This is a genomic window from Candidatus Magnetobacterium casense (assembly GCF_000714715.1).
Lineage (GTDB): Bacteria > Nitrospirota > Thermodesulfovibrionia > Thermodesulfovibrionales > Magnetobacteriaceae > Magnetobacterium > Magnetobacterium casense.
The window spans coordinates 72494-90883 of record NZ_JMFO01000002.1 but is presented as its reverse complement, the minus strand read 5'-3'; the positions used below and the strand labels follow the sequence as shown (position 1 = coordinate 90883).

Annotated in this window: 13 protein-coding genes and 2 pseudogenes; 4 read left to right on the top strand and 11 right to left on the bottom strand. The window is 49.3% G+C overall.

The genetic code is table 11. From position 1 onward, the window contains the following. Positions 1 to 115: 115 nt before the first annotated feature. The 8 genes from Mcas_RS16035 to Mcas_RS01380 all read right to left on the bottom strand — a co-directional run bounded on the left by Mcas_RS16035 (position 116) and on the right by Mcas_RS01380 (position 9922). The gene (locus Mcas_RS16035) at positions 116 to 2800 is read right to left on the bottom strand and encodes an ATP-binding protein (protein ID WP_052566679.1); all 2685 of its coding nucleotides are present in this window, start codon (positions 2798 to 2800) and stop codon (positions 116 to 118) included. Then, complete coding sequence (locus Mcas_RS16030) at positions 2797 to 4956, bottom strand: DctP family TRAP transporter solute-binding subunit (protein ID WP_052566678.1); 2160 nt, start codon at positions 4954 to 4956, stop codon at positions 2797 to 2799. Before Mcas_RS16030 ends, Mcas_RS16035 begins: the two co-directional genes overlap by 4 nt. 118 nt (positions 4957 to 5074) lie before the next feature. Next, on the bottom strand, positions 5075 to 5683 hold the full coding sequence (locus Mcas_RS01405) for a hypothetical protein (protein ID WP_156032993.1): 609 nt from the start codon (positions 5681 to 5683) through the stop codon (positions 5075 to 5077). A gap of 50 nt (positions 5684 to 5733) precedes the next feature. Next, on the bottom strand, positions 5734 to 7062 hold the full coding sequence (locus Mcas_RS01400; protein ID WP_081853512.1) for an ammonium transporter: 1329 nt from the start codon (positions 7060 to 7062) through the stop codon (positions 5734 to 5736). Between the two features lie 141 nt (positions 7063 to 7203). Then, complete coding sequence (locus tag Mcas_RS01395; RefSeq protein ID WP_040333610.1) at positions 7204 to 8610, bottom strand: ammonia-forming cytochrome c nitrite reductase subunit c552; 1407 nt, start codon at positions 8608 to 8610, stop codon at positions 7204 to 7206. A 22-nt stretch (positions 8611 to 8632) separates the two neighbouring features. Beyond that, positions 8633 to 9091: a cytochrome c3 family protein gene (locus tag Mcas_RS01390; RefSeq protein ID WP_052566677.1), complete on the bottom strand. Its 459-nt coding sequence runs from the start codon at positions 9089 to 9091 to the stop codon at positions 8633 to 8635. A gap of 299 nt (positions 9092 to 9390) precedes the next feature. Beyond that, positions 9391 to 9639 carry a DUF2442 domain-containing protein gene (locus Mcas_RS01385; protein WP_040333608.1) on the bottom strand — a complete coding sequence of 83 codons (249 nt, stop codon included), beginning with the start codon at positions 9637 to 9639 and terminating at the stop codon, positions 9391 to 9393. Between the two features lie 13 nt (positions 9640 to 9652). Next, positions 9653 to 9922, bottom strand: coding sequence for a DUF4160 domain-containing protein (locus tag Mcas_RS01380; RefSeq protein ID WP_040333606.1), 270 nt, complete (start codon positions 9920 to 9922; stop codon positions 9653 to 9655). 196 nt (positions 9923 to 10118) lie between these two features. Here Mcas_RS01380 and Mcas_RS01375 point away from each other — a divergent pair, with 196 nt between their 5' ends. After that, a complete protein-coding gene (locus Mcas_RS01375) occupies positions 10119 to 10649 on the top strand; it encodes a Uma2 family endonuclease (RefSeq protein WP_040333677.1) in 531 nt (176 codons plus the stop codon). An 82-nt stretch (positions 10650 to 10731) separates the two neighbouring features. Here the strand turns inward: Mcas_RS01375 and carA are convergent, their stop codons facing one another. From carA to Mcas_RS01360, 3 genes are read right to left on the bottom strand one after another with little or no spacing between them, the layout of a single operon-like run. Further along, positions 10732 to 11841 carry a glutamine-hydrolyzing carbamoyl-phosphate synthase small subunit gene (gene carA / locus Mcas_RS01370; protein WP_040333604.1) on the bottom strand — a complete coding sequence of 370 codons (1110 nt, stop codon included), beginning with the start codon at positions 11839 to 11841 and terminating at the stop codon, positions 10732 to 10734. Continuing rightward, positions 11838 to 13136, bottom strand: coding sequence for a dihydroorotase (locus tag Mcas_RS01365; protein WP_040333602.1), 1299 nt, complete (start codon positions 13134 to 13136; stop codon positions 11838 to 11840). Before Mcas_RS01365 ends, carA begins: the two co-directional genes overlap by 4 nt. 27 nt (positions 13137 to 13163) lie before the next feature. Further along, positions 13164 to 14078 (bottom strand): aspartate carbamoyltransferase catalytic subunit, encoded by a 915-nt coding sequence (locus Mcas_RS01360; protein ID WP_040333600.1) that lies wholly within the window; start codon positions 14076 to 14078, stop codon positions 13164 to 13166. Positions 14079 to 14763: 685 nt separating this feature from the next. Between Mcas_RS01360 and Mcas_RS19390 the strand changes: the two are divergent. From Mcas_RS19390 to Mcas_RS19385, 3 genes and pseudogenes are all read left to right on the top strand, one after another. Further along, positions 14764 to 15537 (top strand): annotated as a pseudogene (locus Mcas_RS19390) (MCP four helix bundle domain-containing protein); the annotation flags it as partial. 147 nt (positions 15538 to 15684) lie between these two features. Next, the gene (locus tag Mcas_RS01355) at positions 15685 to 17532 is read left to right on the top strand and encodes a methyl-accepting chemotaxis protein (protein WP_435050987.1); all 1848 of its coding nucleotides are present in this window, start codon (positions 15685 to 15687) and stop codon (positions 17530 to 17532) included. A gap of 308 nt (positions 17533 to 17840) precedes the next feature. Next, a pseudogene (locus tag Mcas_RS19385) lies at positions 17841 to 18383 on the top strand (MCP four helix bundle domain-containing protein); the annotation flags it as partial. Between the last annotated feature and the right edge of the window lie 7 nt (positions 18384 to 18390).

Genomic DNA, 18390 nt, shown 5'->3' with positions numbered 1-18390 from the left:
CACTCCTAAGTATGTTGTTAGTTGTTATTCATTACGCTTTTATTTTAGCATAAACGGTTTCTTCTTTTCTATCCGGCACGAGAGCAGGGCAGCGGTTACGCCATGGCTGAATGCACTATCTCTTTACGGTTTTCTGCTGCCCTCTATGTGGTTGCTGCACGCCGATTCTGGCAATAGATGCAACAACCGTACTGAGCGCCTCCATAAACTCTGTCAGCAACGTCCTGGCACGGTCAATATCATGCTCCCTGAGACTATGCTCTATTTCTTTGGAAATCCTGTAGACCTGGGGCAGTTCCAGATTTCCCGACAGACCTTTTATGGAATGCAGGAGTCTGCCGGCTTTATCCATATCGTTATCATCAAGCAGAGATGATATTATCTGTGCTGCGTTGCCGTACTTGTCCGAAAACCCCGTCAAGCCTTCCATGTAGACCATAGGGTCCATCCACTTGTCGATACCTTTTTCCACGTCGATACCCTCAAGGGTGGTTGGCATAGGCAACGTTTCGCCATCCGCCCTGTCAACGGACACCTGTACGCTCCCCTGCGGGATTACGTCTTCTATTGTATTAAAAAGCTGCCTGAAGTTGACAGGCTTGCCAATGACGGCACTGAAGCCGTTGTGTATATAGCCGGCCACCTCGTTACTCATTACACTTGCCGTCAGGGCGATAATTGGTATCTGCACATTGGCAGCAGATGATGAAGCCGATGATGTCGCTGATAATGCTGCTTCCAGGGTACGGATATGTCCTGTGGCCTCAACTCCGTCCATATTGGGCATCTGTATATCCATCAGGATAAGGTCAACGGGATTACCCTTAAAGCATTCAATTGCCTCTATGCCGTCCCTGGCCACCAATACGGTATGTCCCTCACGCTCCAGGCGAGTCTTTAGCAAGACGATGTTTTCTTCAAGGTCGTCTGCAACCAGTATCCGAAAGCCCCTGTGTGGTTTTGCCGTATGCACGCTGCCATCGGTGACATCCACGCCTCTGAACAGGTACTGTGCAGGTTCATCTGTCCGTTTCATGCTGACGGTAAAGTGAAATGTACTCCCCTTGCCGGGTTGGCTTTCCACCCATATGCGACCTCCCAGCATTTCAATCAGTTGCCTGGAGATTGTCGTGCCAAGGCCCGTGCCACCAAAACGTCGTGTTGTTGAGCTATCGGCCTGCGTAAAGGCATCAAAGATACTACCTATCCTCTCAGTGGGTATACCGATCCCCGTATCGATGATGTCAAAGCAGACGAGGTCTGCCTCCGTGTATGGATATACATGTATGCGTATGCTGCCTTTTTCTGTGAATTTAATGGCATTCCCTGTAAGATTTATTAGTATCTGCATCAGGCGCAAGGGGTCGCTTGTGAAATTGCCCCCGGCGAGCCTGGAGTCAATGTTACAGGTGAAATCGAGTCCCTTCTCACGCACTTTGATGTCAAACATCTGGTACAGACTCCCGAGCAAATCGCTAAGGTTAAAGGGCCTCAGTTCCATGGTCATCTTACCGCTTTCCAGCTTGCTGATATCGAGGATGTCGTTTATCAGCCCCAGTAAGGTATGTGCCGAGTTCATTATAATACTTAGGTAGCGTTTTGTTTCTGTGACTGTTAGGCTGGAGCTATCGATGAGCAGTTCGACAAAGCCTATTATTGCGTTCATAGGGGTTCTGATTTCGTGGCTCATGTTTGCCAAAAATGTGGCCTTGACCCTGGCAGATACCTCGGCGGCCTCCTTTGCTCTGGCAAGCTCTGCCGTGCGCTCTTGCACACGCACCTCCAGGTCATCGTGGGCGCTCTGGAGGTTTGCCTCGGCACGTTTGCGTTGTGCTATTTCCTGTTGCATCTGCTCTGTCCTGGTGTCAAAGATACCGGCCAGGAGTTCCAGCTCATCGTCAGTCCCCAGCGGACTGCATCTGACACCGTCTTCCGAGGACCTCTCAACCCTGGCACACAGCGTCAGGATTGGCCTGCATATGCCGTTACCCATTCTGACGGCAATGAAAATAGCAACAAGTATAAACAACATCCCTGCAAAGAGCAGCTTGGTGATGGCATCAAAGATGACCTCTCTGTACTGGGACCTGAGCGCACCAAGCTCTATTGATATCTTCAGTTGGTTAAGGGTAGGATAGTCTCCGGTTGCATAATTTCTGAATAAGATATGGGATTCTTTTGCCTTAAAACCCTTTTCTGATACAATGACGTTATCGGCATACAGTCTGTAAGCGAAGGTGTCTTTGAGCTGTATTTTATCAAAGATGTCAGCCAGGTCATATTCGATGATCATGGCTGCCTGAACGTGTTTGTATAAATAAATAGGCACTATGTAGCTCAGATTCTTGTAGCTGGAGAGGTAAAATCTTGGCTCACCGACAGCCATTGCCATTTTCAGATGTATTACCCCTGAATAATCAGGCGGCTCCTTTAGCGTTGAGTAAATTATACTTCTGTCAAGACGCACCATGGTTACAGACAGGACATTTTTTGTCACAAAACTCTCAAGCAACTTTGGCAGGGACTCCGATCTGATCTTGTTATAGACAATGAATCCAAGGAAAAGCGGGTTTTTGCTAAAGCTCTGAACGTTCTCAAAGGCATATACCAGGCGTTGTTCAAGCTTCTCCATGCAATTTTCGCCATGTAACAGCAGATACTTATTTAAATCGCCTGTGAGGGTTCTTTCCAACAGAATGGCAACCACAATGGTAATAAAAAACAGCAAGCCTGTTATGACCATTATATACTGTTGCAGTAGCCGTTTTTTCAGGCTCTTCACGGGAGCCCGGGTAATCACCTTGACCTCTTGTCAATGGGTACTATTATTCCGTTGTTGTCATACCTGGCCATAAAGTAGTCAGAGATATCGAGGGCATCATGTCTTGTCTTTGTAAATGGAGGGGAATATGTTTTTACCAGTCCGCTGTAGCTTTTGATATCTTCAAGGGCATCACGTACGGCTGGACGGTCAAAGGTTCCGGCTTTATTGATCGCCATTACCAGGAGGTTGACAAGGTCATAGGCCTGCGCCGTTGCTGCCGGTACGGGTATCTCCTGTGCCGTGTTAATGTTATAGGTATCAAGATATTCTCCGAGCACTCTCCTGGTCAATTCATCCCTGGGATTTAAGAAAGAAGAAAATGTCTGTATGAAGCTTAAATCCATGCCTTTAAGCTGTTGCGGTACATATCCCCCGGTGATAAAAGTCATATGAGAGATGATGGGTATTTTCTTTCTGAGTCGTGCCAGTCCTTTCATAATTGCCGCCCTGTCAAATGCAGTTGCGATAACGATCAATACCTCGGCGCCGGAATCTTCGATATTATACGCTTGTTGTTCTATATTTTCCTCGCCCATGTTAAGGTATTCCACCGCAAACGGCGTCAGGTTACGTTGACGGAGACAGTTTGTCATTATCCTGCCGTTTTCTTGACCCCAATTATTATTTACAAGTAAAAAGGCTATTTTTTCAGACTTCTTTAGTGCCTGTTGTATCAGGAAATCGCCTGCCTTTTCATCATTGATAGAAACCCTGAATACATAATTAGGGTTGTACGAGTTATTGGTGATCTTGTCTGAGGCGGCCCATGGGACGAGATATATAATCTTTTCCTTATGTATAAGTTCGAGGTCTCCCATGATCAGCATACCGTGGATTCCGCCCATTATAGCCACCAGGTTTTTCATCTTGCTAAAGGCCCTTACGTTTCTCTCACTGAGGTCAGATGACACCTTATGGTCCATCAACACCATGGACAGCTTTTTGCCGAGCAGTCCTCCCCGTGCGTTGACTTCGTTTACGGCAAGCTCCATTCCGCGCCTTATGGCCATACCTGTCAGGGCAGCGCCCATGCTCATGTCGGCATTGAGACCGATTATGATATCGTCATTTTTACTGTAGTTGTACTTTTTTCTGAGATATTCCAGCGTAAGGTCGATGACATCCTGGCCTACGATGGTTCTGTATTTATCGATTATGTGTCTGGTTGCTTCCTGAAAACCCTTGATCTGCGGTTCGCTGAGATATATGACATTGACGCCTGCTTCTTTTATGGCCTTGATGTAGTCACCTTCCGTTTTTGTTGCCAGCTCTCTCTCAAACGATTTCAACTCCTTAGCCGTCTCCATGAGGGTTTGCACGATGTCATCAGGCAAGTAACCGAGGGTCTTTTTGCTAAAGCAAAAGACGTAGGCCATGTATGCGTGATTGCTTATTATCAGGTTGGACTGAACCTCGTAAAACTTAAAGCCGTATATGGCAGCGATAGTGTTCTCCTGGGCATCAGTCTCTCTGTTCTTTAGTGCATCGTAGGCCTTGTACAAGTCTATCGGGACAGGCTTTGCCCCAAGGGTAATGAACTGATCTGATACAAGGTCGTTATTGATTATTCGGACATTCATACCGGCAAAGTCCTTTGGGGAGTACACGGGTCTGTTTGCGGTGAATTGCTTAAACCCGTTGCCCCAAAACGCTACCCCGATAAGGCCTTCCTGCTTTAGCCTCTCCAGTAGCAGGGCGCCAGGTTGACCATCCAGCATTGCATAGGCATCCTCAATATGCGGAAACAAAAAAGGGATATCCGCATATTGCATACCCGGCATGATCACGCTTAACTTGGCCGCAGGGGAAATCAGTATATCCAGTTGGCCATTTACTGCCATTTCGATCATCTTGTAGTCGTCCCCAAGCTGTTGGGCCGGGGATATGTTGATCTTCACACGTCCGCCGGTTTTGTCCCTGACGGTATAGGCAAATTTCTGTGCGGCTACGTACATGGCGCTGCCCGGGGGCATGTTATGGCCAAGGCTCAACTCATAGACCTTTGCATCCTTCCCATCAGGGGCGGACTTAGGTGCATAAATATAAAACAGCACTCCAACTGCAACACATAGAACGATGACGCCACCTATCACATACCGTATGTTGATGGCCTTGGCAACGTTATCCTTCATACACGCCTCCTGATGCTCCTCAGGCACATGCACTGCATCCGCCTCAAGTATTGTTTTTATTCTTCAGGACTAAACATTTTATTATGATAGCATAAGGACAACGAATTTCACAATTAACCTATCTATTCGGGTGCAGGAATCCTTCGATTTGCGCTAACAGTGCCTCCGACTCAGCCCTCTGCGTTGATGAAAATATGATCAGTTGCTCCGCGTCAAAGGACAACACAACGGCATCGTAGTGTTCTGTCTGCCCAAGGCCTGGGATCGGTGCCCCGTGATGTGAGGCGATCTTCTGGACAAAGGCCGCACCGTCGGGGTTGTGTGGTTGCGTGACGATGTGCTCTATGCGGATGTCTCTGAGGTTGGAAAGCCGCATCCTGCTCTTACGGCTTCCAATGAGCATCGGTCTGGTGAGCAGTATGAGGTCTTCTCTCTTGTCGATGATAGCCTGCAGGAGGGATTCACTAAAGACGTATGCCCTGCACAGCGGGTAGCAGAGCATAAACAACACGGCGCTGATGACAAAGTGTATATATCCCGACCAGTGCATTGATGCCACAAGCGTGAGCCAGGCCATCGTTACCCCCCCGCTGACAAAGAGGCTGGACAGTTCCCGGTTGTAGACACCGCTGTGGAGCACGCTGCCCTTGTGTGTCTGAAACGACCCCGTCTCAAGACGCAGAATATCACCATCGATCTCAAGGCGATAACTTGGCTCGTTATCCACGATGCCGCCCGGGACCGTCAAACTTAAAAATTCGTTTTGTTTTCATCTCTTCACAGCCTGTATGCGCTCTCTCCGTGTTGTGACTGATCAAGCCCTGTAATCTCTTCTTCGGCTTCAACGCGTAACTTTATTATACAGTTTATGGCCTTTAATAGCAACAACGTTGATACCAGGACAAAGACAAAGACGGTGACAGCCGCTATCGATTGTATGGCAAGAAGCGGCGGATTGCCATAAAACAACCCGTCTATGACCTCAGCGTTGACCGCTGTTGAGGCAAAAAGGCCCGTTGCCAATACCCCCCACATCCCACCAACCACGTGTATACCGATGATGTCAAGTGAGTCATCATAATGTAACCTGTGTTTGAGGTTTACAGCCACGTAGCAAAGCACACCGGCAACCGTTCCTATAATCATTGCCGGACCGAGGGTGACATACCCTGCGGCTGGAGTGATGGCAACGAGTCCCGTCACTGCACCCGATATGATACCCAGTGCCGTTGGTTTGCCTGCGTGCAGCCACTCCAGGGTCATCCAGGTGAGCGCCCCAACTGAAGCAGCCGTATTGGTGGTCATCAACGCAACAGACGCCGTTGCCCCGGCCCTGAGGGCACTGCCTGCGTTAAACCCAAACCATCCAAACCACAGTAACGCTGCACCCGTGATCGCCATTGGCAGGTTATGCGGCGTCATACCGCTTACTCCGTACCCCTGACGCCTGCCGATAACCATCAGGGCGGCAACAGCGGCTGCCCCTGCACTTATATTTACAACGATGCCGCCGGCAAAATCAAGTGCCCCAAGCGTACCGCCAAGCCATCCCCCGCCCCACACCCAATGTACCACCGTACAGTACACCAGCGTATGCCAACACACCGCAAAGAGCAACAGGGCAGAGAACCTCATCCGCTCAACCAATGCACCCGTTATCAGTACCACGGTTACCACTGCAACCATCCCCTGAAATGCCATCGGTACGTAGTGCGGCAATGACGGCGCCCTTTGCATGGGGGTTTGTCCGACATCCAAGAGGGCAAGAAAATCACCACCGCCGATGAATCCGCTTATATCCCCGCCAAAACTCAGCGAGTATCCCCACAACACCCACACCACACTGATCACACACAGAACCGCAAAACCCTCAATGATAGTCCCCAGGACGTTCTTTCTCCTGACCAGTCCACCGTAGAAGAAGGCCAGTCCCGGTACCATCAGCATTACAAGGGCAGTTGAAAACAACATCCATGCCGTGTCACCGGTATCAACGCGAAAACTGCCTGGCACCTGTATATAGGGCAGGTCGGCCCAGCTAACATATGGCTTCAACATCATTGATACAATAAGCACTGTTATCGTCGCTATAAGTCGTCTTTGCATATCTCAAAAACCTCCATACTCTGTAAGAGAAGAAAGAGAGAGAAAGGGGCGGCTCTGCCCCCCCTCAGAACCCCCTGCAAGGGGAGGGGTGAGGCACCCCGGCCATGAAGAAGTCCCCTTGACCCCTTACTTGCGGCACCTTTAATGTACTATTAACGCTGCCTTCTTTTTTACATCTGGTTTGAAGCCGGTCTTTCCGTCCTTGCTGCCATATCTTTTGGCCACTATTGCATCTATTTTTTCCATATCCAGGTCAGGTGGGATTGACCCGGCTTTCAGAATTGCCTCTCTGGCAAGCAGGGTCGCCCGGTGTCCCTGATCCAGGGCATCCCCAAGCACACGTAATGCCTCTGGCGGGTTATGAAACCCCATGCTGTTTTCAGCCCCTATCCACGTGCTGCGGTAGTATCCTTCCGCGTAGATGTCCTTGGCCTTTTGCAGTTGCGTCTTGTCAATGCCGGGCGTACCATTTGCTGCCTCGATTGTGAGGGCGGCAGTGGCCAACTCGTAACCTGCCTTTGTAAATGCGTGATTTACCCTGTCCTGGATATTTAGTACCTGTTGCTTTAACCATTGAGGCTGTTGCTTATGGCACTGCATGCACGCCCTCATGTCCTTTTTCAACGGACTCTCCCACCTGTGTGAGGACATCTTTTCGCTCCCCACACGCTCATACGGCATGTGACAATCCGCACAGGCAACCCCGGCTGCCCAATGCACGCTGCCGGCAGAGGAAAACAGCTCAAACTCAGGATGCCGTATATGTCCGATCTTTTGATCCGTGACCTTGTGTTTCCACTCCAGGAGGCCCTCGTCCTTTATTTGCTTTATTACGGCTTCTATTGTGATATCTCCCCATTTGCCGTTCTTCCACGGGTACAACAGGCCACTTGACTTCCCCTCGCTGTCTTTTGTAACCTTGTAGTCAACGTGGCATTGTGCACAGACCAGGCTGCGCATCTCCTGGCGTGTGAGTTTATCCGTATCTTTGCCGATTGCCTTGAGGGCCTCTATCAGGGCTGGACGTTTTATCTTCAGATCCATGGTGGCGGCGTCGTGGCAATCCGCACAGACCAGACCCATCTGTCTGTGCCTTTCCGGTATATTCTTGATCACGTCGTTGTATGGCTGTCTGTAGTAATCACCCTTCATTGTAGCCATAAGTTCAGCCGCAAAAGGGGATTTACAGCTCAGGCATACACCGCCGGCTTTATACCGGGAAGCGTCAATCTTCAACTGATCCCTGAGCATCTCCGTATGCCCGTTTGGTTCGTTGTACTCAACCCCCATGCCCCATCCCTCAAGGAGCACCAGTTGGAACGGCCACGGGCTTAAACGACATGCGTTGTCGTCCCTGTACTTGCTGTAGCCCTTTTGAGGCTCCGAGTTCTTGCGATAGCTGTCAAACTGGTTCGGGTATTTTCTTCCCCATATGGCGGGGTCCTTTTCATCGTCCGCAATTGTAATGGCCGATGTGGGTGTACTTGGTTGTCGCGTGCAGCCAATTGTAAAAACAACAATTAGCGTAAACATCAGTAGTTGTCTCATAAGTCGTTCCTCCTTAATTAGATTAGTATCCGTGTGCAAGCCCTATATGGCATTGCCAGCAATTTCTGTTGTCTTTATGGACGCCTTGAACGAGTTCCCCGTGACACCGTATGCAGTTACTCATCACGGACTTGCCGCCAAGCCTTGAAATTCTGATAGACGTGGCGTCTTTATCCAACATGTACGCATACCCGTGGTAGATTCCCTCCCTGACCTTGGCAGCGACCTTCAGTGTGAGACTCTGTTGAGGCAGGTGGCAATCGCTGCAAGTGGCCCAGTTCCTGTGAGCCGAGTGAGACCAGTTGCTGTACTGCGTTGTCATCATGTGGCATGAAACACAGAACTCCGGCGTACTGGTATAAACCCAGGCAGACCTTACTCCCAATGGGATAAGCGGCACTAAGATAACCACGGCTATGCCAAGTATTATAAACACGCGCCAGGACAAACCAAGGGGGTTCTTTCTTACTACTGTCTTCATGGAGCCTCCTGTCTTTTTATTTGTCCTGTAGCTAATATCGTGCCAGCGGCAATATCTGATAGAAACAGGAGATCAGGATACGGGTATCATTCAGAATTGTAACCAATGCTACAATTGTGTAGGAAGAGGGGTCAAGGGGACTTCTTTCCGGGCGGGGCGCCTCGCCCCTCTCCTTGCAGGGGGTTCTGAAGGGAGGCGGAGCAGCCCCTTTCTTTCTTGTCTTACAGTATAGTTACCATGGAATTTAAAGAGGATACCATTAGGAAGCAATCAAAGGTATGAAGTTTTTTTGCACGGCATTAGGAAAATTCTTCGGGTGTTTTGCTTTCTAAATATAACGTGTCTGGACAAAAATCCAATCCATTCATCCATTGAATACTGCCAAGGAATGGTTTTACGGAATTAAAGATACGGATGTCATTTAATTGTTTGAAAATGCCTTTATTCAGATATGGTTTAACATCAAAGACTCTCTCTTCATTATTATCAAATACAAGTGTCAAGGTATAATCCTCTCTTGGATGAACTTCTGTAACTCTCGGATTCATTTTAGCCTCTTGATTATCTGAGAGGTTCTATCTTGAATATTTCCTGCCCTGATGAAGCAAGTTCCCAGTCTGCCATCAAGTCCTCTTTATGTATTTCTATCCACGCCTGAACGAGCCGAACCTTGTTTTGGGGTATTTCCCCGTCTATCAAATTTCCGTCCGGAATGGAAAATACGGCTTCATGCCCCTGATAACGAACATGAATATGTGGCAATTTATGCTGTCTGTTATCAAGAAAATACAGAGAAACAATTATGCCATAAAACATTGAAATAATTGCCATTAATATGCCATCCCTTGTTATATTTTAGCATTATCTTGCTATCAGCCCCACTGCTTATTCTTCAGGCCCGGAGTAATTAAACAGTCGTCGATATTATTTACTTGTTTTGACAATACTACATTTTATACCATACCACAACTTGGAGATTATTGTCAAGGCGTTTGAAAATCATAATAGCTTGTGGTATAATACCATTATGAAGGCACAGACATTGGAGAGGGACTTTGATTTAACTGAGATTATCAATGGGGTGGAGGTTATGGGACCTAGTCCGTTTGGAAAGCATCAGGATATTAGTATAAGGATAGTGAGAAAAATAATCTTGCACCTGGAAAGCAACAAGACAGGGAAGGTCTACAATGCCCCGCTTGACGTGATCCTTGAGGAAGGGCAGCAAAGGTTACAGCCTGACATCTTGTTTATCAGGAAAGAGAATATGGGTATCTTTCAGGACTGGATACGTGGTGTGCCTGACATGGTGTGTGAGATTGTCTCCAGGGGGTCGGTTGCTAAAGACACTCTTACAAAGAAAGCGATATATGAACACTATAAAGTGCCTGAATACTGGATAGTCATCCCCGAACTGGAGACTATTGAGATACTGACCATTGAAGGAGACGCATACGAACTATTTTCTTCAGCCGAGGGAGAAGGGGTTGTAAGGTCCAGGGTTATTGAAGGGTTGGAGATAGACGTAAATGAACTCTTTGGAGGTTTCTACGTTTAAGCATGTGCAGGATGCAGCAACAAACACAGCCTATCGCCCTTGACAACCGGGTATACCCTGTCTTACTATCCACGATGCCACCTTACCCCACAAGGTCTCTGAAGCGCTGAAAGAGATACCGTGAGTCGTTAGGGCCGGGGCCGGCTTCGGGGTGATACTGCACGGAAAAGACCGGCAAGTGCATGTGTCTCATGCCCTCAGCCGTACCGTCATAGAGATTGACGTGTGTGAGTTCGACCTCTTTGCTGATGCTATTGACATCGACACAGTAGTTGTGGTTTTGTGAGGTTATTTCAACCCTGCCAGTTTGGAGGTCCTTGACGGGGTGATTGCCGCCGTGATGACCGAACTTGAGTTTAAACGTCCTGCCGCCAAGGGCAAGGCCCAGTATCTGATGTCCAAGGCATATCCCAAAGATTGGTTTCTTGCCCAGGAGTTTTCTTACGTTTTCTATGCCATAGCCAACCGCCTCGGGGTCGCCGGGGCCGTTGCTGAGAAATATCGCATCGGGTGCGAGTTTTAAAACCTCATCGGCACTGGTGGCAGCCGGTACCACCTGCACATCAAAGCCAACACTCACAAGGCTGCGCAGGATGTTGAGCTTTACCCCAAAGTCGTACACTACTACCTTTTTATTTGCTGTAGGAGTATCCTGTTTACTATTGAGCGACCAAAGCGGTTCGCTCCAGCGGTAAGGTTTTCGCGCCGTTACGCCTTGTACCAGGTCAATGCCGCCGATGCCGGGGTGTCCCTTTATACGTTGATAGAGTCTCCGTGGGTCTGCTTCATGCGTTGAGATTATGCCCATCATTGCCCCGGATGTTCTCAGGTGTACGGTAAGCGCCCGTGTATCAATCCCGCTGATGGCCACTATGTTGTGTTGCCGCAGATAGTCGTCTATGGACTGATTGCCGCGCCAGTTGCTCCAGCGCCCAAAGGACTCCTTTACGATAAAGCCCTCCACTTTGGGGCCTGCCACCGACTCCGCATCTTGTGGGTTGATGCCGTAGTTGCCTATCTGCGTGTAGGTCATAGTAACGATCTGTCCCTTGTAGGATGGATCGGTCAATATCTCCTGATAGCCGCTCATGGCGGTATTAAAGACGATTTCTCCAACGGCCTCACCCTCTGCCCCAAATGCCTCACCTTCAAATACCGTACCATCGGCAAGTACAAGCAACACCCTGTTCATAGGTTGCCCCGCAGTTGGTCGTACCTGATTGCACCACCAACAATTGTCAGCACACAGAGTCCCCTGAGCTGCCAACCGTGAAATGGCGTGTTCCTGCCCTTTGATACAAGGCTGTTCATATCCACCGTAAACTCCCTGTCTATGTCAACCACCACGACGTCGGCCACTGCACCCTCCCTCAGGGTACCTTTGCCAAGCCTTAGGATGTCGGATGGTTTAACGGTCATTTTTTCGATCAAGGCGCTTAATGACAGCACCCCTTCCTGTACGAGTTTCAGTCCCAGGGCAAGTGCGGTCTCAAGCCCCGATATGCCAAATGCGGCCACGTCAAACTCACACTCCTTGTCGTCCTTGTGGTGTGGTGCATGGTCCGTAGCGATGCAGTCAATGGTGCCGTCACAGAGGCCCTCTCTGATGGCATCAACGTCCTTTTTGGTGCGCAGGGGGGGATTGACCTTGGCCAGCGTGTTGTAGCCATCTGCGCAGTCCTCCGTTATGTGCAGATAGTGCGGGGTGGTCTCAGCCGTGACGTTGATCCCTGCGACCTTTGCCTCTCTGATGGCCCTGACCCCGCCCGCCGTGGAGACATGTGCGATGTGCAACCTCCCACCGGTCAGGGCTGCCAGCTCTATGTCGCGCCGTATCATGATAACCTCCGCCTCTGCCGGTATCCCCCTCAGACCCAGGAGCGTTGAGAGTTGCCCTTCGTTCATCACCCCATCCCCGGAGAGCCAGACGTCTTCGGCGTGAGATATTACGGGGACATCAAAGGTCGTTGAGTACTCAAGCGCCCGTCTCATGAGAAGGGAGTTGGTGACCGGTCTGCCGTCGTCGGAAAAGGCAACACAGCCGGCTGCCTTCATCAGGCCAAACTCTGTCAGTTCCTTGCCCTCCTGCTTCTTGGTTATTGCCCCGATGGGGTGGACGTTACAGGTCCCCTCTGAGAGTCCCTTTTGCACAATGTATTGGGTAATGGTTTCGTTGTCGTTGGGCGGATTCGTATTCGGCATACAGCACAGGGTTGTAAAGCCGCCTTTGACTCCGGCCTGACTGCCGCTGACAATGGTCTCCTTGTGTGTGTATCCCGGCTCTCTGAGGTGGACGTGGATATCAATAAGCCCCGGAAATACGTACAGTCCACCGACATCAATTACCTGAGTCTGTGGCGATATTTGCGGCTCTTCAGAAAGCGGGGCTATTTGCGCTATTTTATCGTCCCGTATTACGACATGTCCCATGGTGTCAACTCCCGATGAGGGGTCAACGATATGGCCGTTTTTTAAGATTATCTCCATTTTAGAATAAAGCTCCTGTTGTGTTCCTCACGGTCTTGCACCGCTTAACAGATAAAGGACGGCCATTCTGATGGCGAGTCCGTTTAAGACCTGGTCATAGATGACGGAATGTGCGCTGTCTGCAACGTCGGAGGCTATTTCCACACCGCGGTTCATTGGGCCGGGGTGCATCACAATTGCATCGGGGGTGGCGGCTGCCAGTGCCTTGTGCGTTACCCCCCAGAACCGGAAATACTCCTGAGCCGTGGAGAAAAAACCGCTGCCTTGTCTCTCCTTTTGTATCCTCAGTACCATGACCACGTCAACGCCCTTGAGTCCGGTGTTGAGGTCGTTGCAGATATCAACGCCCTGGCTTTCTATCCCCTTTGGCAAAAACGTGGTTGGGGCAATCAGTCTGACCTGTGCCCCAAGTCTGGTCAGGCAATAGATGTTTGACTTGGCTACCCTGCTATGAAAGATGTCACCAACGATGGCGATCTTAAGGCCGGCGATGGCGCCCTTTTTTTCGATGATCGTGAATGCGTCCAAGAGCGCCTGGGTCGGGTGTTCGTTGATACCGTCTCCGGCGTTTATAATCGACGCCCTGGCAAAGCGCGACACCATGTATGGCACACCGCTGCACTGGTGCCGGATGATGATGAAGTCAACACCGTATGCTTCTATCGTTCTGATGGTATCAAAGAGGCTCTCCCCCTTGACCACGCTGCTGGTTGGGACGGTGAAGTTTACGACGTCGGTGCTGAGTCTTTTTTGTGCCAGTTCAAAGGAAGTCTTGGTTCGGGTGGAGGGTTCGAAGAAGAGGTTTACGGCTGTCTTACCCCTGAGCGTGGGGACTTTTTTGATGTCACGTCCGAGTACTTCTTTAAATGATAGTGCCGTATTTATGATCAGCTCTATATCCTCCGTTGAGGTATCCCGGATAGATACGAGGTTCTTATTCATGCTCCCCGCTGAAGACGTTGGAGGCAATCCGGCTTCTGTCGTCGCTGTTAATATTCATCGCTGTCATTAATTACTAAGATAGCATTTCCCCCAGATATTTGACAACCATGCTTTACACCCAGGGCAATCGCATTTGACCGTAAGGAAAAAGAAAGGAGCGGTTTGTGGCAGGGGCAGGTGCGATGGTAACACCACTATCAACCGTGGTTGCCAGTATTTAAGCCACTTTTATATTTTCGTAGTATGGCATTGTTACTGTGCTTAAGCGATGAGACCACACCGGACTGGAGCGCTACCAAATACAGTAAATGATAAGATAATCCAATTGCAAGAGTAAAACAGATAAAACGCAAAAAAATTCCTACTCTCTGCTGGTTTTTGTTTGATTTCTACGTTGTGTTTTCAGATGGGTTGTAGTTACTATTAAGTTGTGTTACTATTAAAATGGGTGGAGTCTAAACTTATCAACAACTTTGCAAGAGGCTCGAAAAGATGGGAGGACATCGAATGCTATATATATTCTGGCTCTTTATATTCCCATCCCTTTATGGGAGGGGTTAGGGGAGGGTTCTTGGACAAGGGTAGAAAAAATTACCCCTATGAAGTACGAAAGAACCACAAATTAGGATCAGGTAAAGGCTAATTTAAAAAGACAGCTAACAAGGAATATCAAAAGGAGGATGTTATGAGTTGGTTTTACAACATGAAAACAGCAACGAAGCTGGTAGGCGGCTTTATACTTGTCGCGTGTATAACAGTAATAGTAGGGGTATTCAGTATTGTCAATCTCAAAAAATTGGACGATGCCGACACATTCCTGTATGAGAAAATTACGATACCGATAAGTCAGCTTGCCGAAATAACACAGGATTTTCAAAGAGTAAGGATAAATCTGAGAGATTTTGCGGAGTCAACAACAAAAGAGGAGAAGGCCGAAGCGCTTAAAGAGATAAGTGAACTTAGAAACAATATAGACAAGCTATCCTCGGAGTTTGAAAAAACTATTTTCACAGAAGAAGGGAAAAAACTATTCAACCATTTTTTAGATACCAGGAAGGCATATAGCTCAGTTATAGATAGAGTCGTAGAACTTGATGCAGCAGGAAAAGACGCAGATGCCTTAGTTTTAATGAGACATGAGGGGAAAAAGGCAGCCCAGGCAGAACAGGGCGCAATAGACGCCCTCCAGGAAAGCAAGGTAAAACAGGCGAAAGAGACATCCGATTCAAACACTGTCCTTGCCAATAAGGTTACAAACATGGTAATTGCCATAACCATAATCGGGTTTATCATAGCTATACTGTTGGGTATGTTTATATCGCGTTCAATAAGCAACCCGTTAAAGGCTATGGTCAAGGCGGCTGATGGTCTTGCCGTTGGCGATGTAGGTGTCAACGTTGAGTATAACTCAAGGGATGAGGTTGGAATGCTTGCTCAAGCCTTCAGATTTGTTATAGACAACATAAGGGAGTCCGCCTCAACGTCCGAGAAGATTGCCGGGGGCGACCTCAGTGTCGTGGTCAAGGTAAGATCGGATAAGGACGTGCTTGGCAAGAGCATGCAGTTTGTCGTTGAGACCCTGCGCAATCTGGTGGCAGAGGCGGCAATGCTGACAAAGGCGGCTGTTGAGGGCAGGCTTGCCACCAGGGGCAACGCCGAAAAGTTCAACGGCGGCTACAGAGAGATCGTTACGGGTGTAAACAAGACCCTCGATGCCGTAATTGGGCCGTTAAACGTGGCAGCCAACTACGTTGACAGGATCAGCAAGGGCGATATCCCGCCTGCGATTACGGATACGTACAACGGCGACTTCAACACCATCAAGGGCAATCTCAACAACATGGTCAAGATGATGAGCGAGCTGTTGGCAGAGACGGATGCCATAATCAATGCCGCAGCCAACGGTGAACTCGACAAACGTGCCAACGACAAGCTCTTTGTGGGCGGCTGGCAAAAGCTCGTCTCCGGTGTCAACGACACGATCACCAACATCGTCAACCCTCTGATGGTGACAGCAGATTACGTTGACAAGATATCCAGGGGCAACATTCCACAGCCAATTACGTCAGAATACAAGGGGCAGTACAATCTGATCAAGAACAACCTCAATGTCTGCATAGCAAACATCAATGCCCTCGTATCCGACGCCAACACCCTTGTTGAGGCGGCATTGGCCGGTAAACTGGCAACCAGGGCCGATGCCACAAAGCACGGCGGCGATTACAGAAAGATCGTTGACGGTGTAAACAAGACCCTCGATGCCGTAATAGGGCCGTTAAACGTGGCAGCCAACTACGTTGACAGGATCAGCAAGGGCGATATCCCCGATGCTATAACCGACAGCTACAACGGCGACTTCAACACCATCAAGAACAACCTCAACGTGCTGATAAAGGCAAGCAATCACATAACGGGGATAGCAAAGGAGATAGCCAACGGCAATCTGGTTATCGAGGTACGTGAGAGGTCGGCAGAGGACGAGTTGATGAGGGCCTTGGGGCAGATGGTTCGGAGACTGACTGACGTGGTGACGGAGATAAAGTCAGCCGCAGATAATGTATCAGCCGGCAGCATGGAACTCAGCGCCAGTGCCCAGGAGTTGTCACAAGGTGCAACCGAACAGGCGGCTGCGGCAGAAGAGGCATCGGCCTCCATGGAGGAGATGACGGCCAATATCCGGCAGACCGCAGACAACGCCCAGCAGACCCAACGTATGGCCGAAAAATCCGCTACCAATGCCCGGGAAGGCGGCAAGGCGGTGGCAGAGACCGTTGTGGCAATGAAGGAGATAGCCGGCAAGATAACGATCATAGAGGAGATCGCCAGACAGACAAACCTACTCGCCCTCAACGCCGCCATCGAGGCCGCTCGTGCCGGGGAGCATGGCAAGGGCTTTGCCGTTGTTGCCTCCGAGGTTAGACAGTTGGCCGAAAGGAGTCAGATGGCCGCCGGGGAGATTACCAAAAAGGCCACCACCAGTGTCGAGGTAGCCGACAAGGCCGGACAAATGCTGGCCACCATATTGCCCGACGTACAGAAGACCGCAGAGCTGGTGCAGGAGATAACCGCCTCAAGTGCTGAACAAAACTCCGGCGCCGAACAGATCAACAAGGCCATTCAACAACTTGATCAGGTCATTCAGCAAAACGCCTCCGCCTCCGAAGAGATGGCATCAACCTCCGAGGAGCTGTCAAGCCAGGCTGAACAGTTGCAGTCGATCATTTCGTTCTTCAAGACCGCAGACGATGCCAGGGCATCGGCCTCTACACAGAGGAAATCCATCCCCATACAAAAGGCAAAGGTTGCCCACGTTACCAGAAAAGACGCTGAAAGACCGGAGCTTCATCCCAAGCAAAAAGAGCTACATACGGAAAAAAAACGAATAGGTGTCTCCCTGGGCATTAAGACCGATGAACATGGCGATGATGACAGCAGGGAATTTGAGAGATTCTGAGATCAGCGCCATATGCGGTAAAACAGTATAATCATTAATGTTTAAAAATCAAGGCCTGCGCATAATGGGGTCAAGGGGACTTCTTTCTGGCCGGGGTGCCTCACCCCTCCCCTTGCGGGGGAGGTCTGAGGAGGGCCAGGTGCGACCTGGAGCGGAAAATAAGCTCCGCCGCCCTCCTTCTTTTCTTCTGTTGTTATAGCTACTTATACTCTTCTGCTTATTACCATGCTTTTTTAGGTGGATACCTTTTAATCCTGCCACAATGTTATAATAAACGATGTAAACACAATACAGATAGGAGGATTGTTATGAAATGGTTCTATGACCTGAAGATCAGTACGAAATTATTAACCGGCTTTATCCTGGTGGCCATGATTGCGGGCGGCATAGGTTATCTGGGCATTACCTATGTCCAAAAATTGGCCGAAGCAAGTAACGTGATGTATGAGGAATCGCTTATACCGGTTACTATTATGGGCGATATCAATGACAAGTTCCAGATGGCTCAAACTAACCTGAGGGATTTGCTGCTTACTGAAAAAACGGAGGATAAGCTAAAGCTCTCCAGTACCATAAAGGAGCTGATGCAAGAGACGGATAAACTGTCCAAGGATTTTGAAAAGACAATAACCGATGACACGGAAGAGAGGGCGGCCTTTAAGGAGCTCGTTGATGCCAAAGCAGCGCTAAAGCCGCTTGTGGACAGAGTATTTGAGTTGACATCTGCCGGTAAACAGACCGAGGCAATCAACGTTGTGGCAACCGAGGTGCTCAAGGCAGCCAGGGTACAAGAAGATGCAGTGGATAAGCTCATTGACAATAACAAAAAAGCAGCCAGTACTGCAAACGACAGGAACA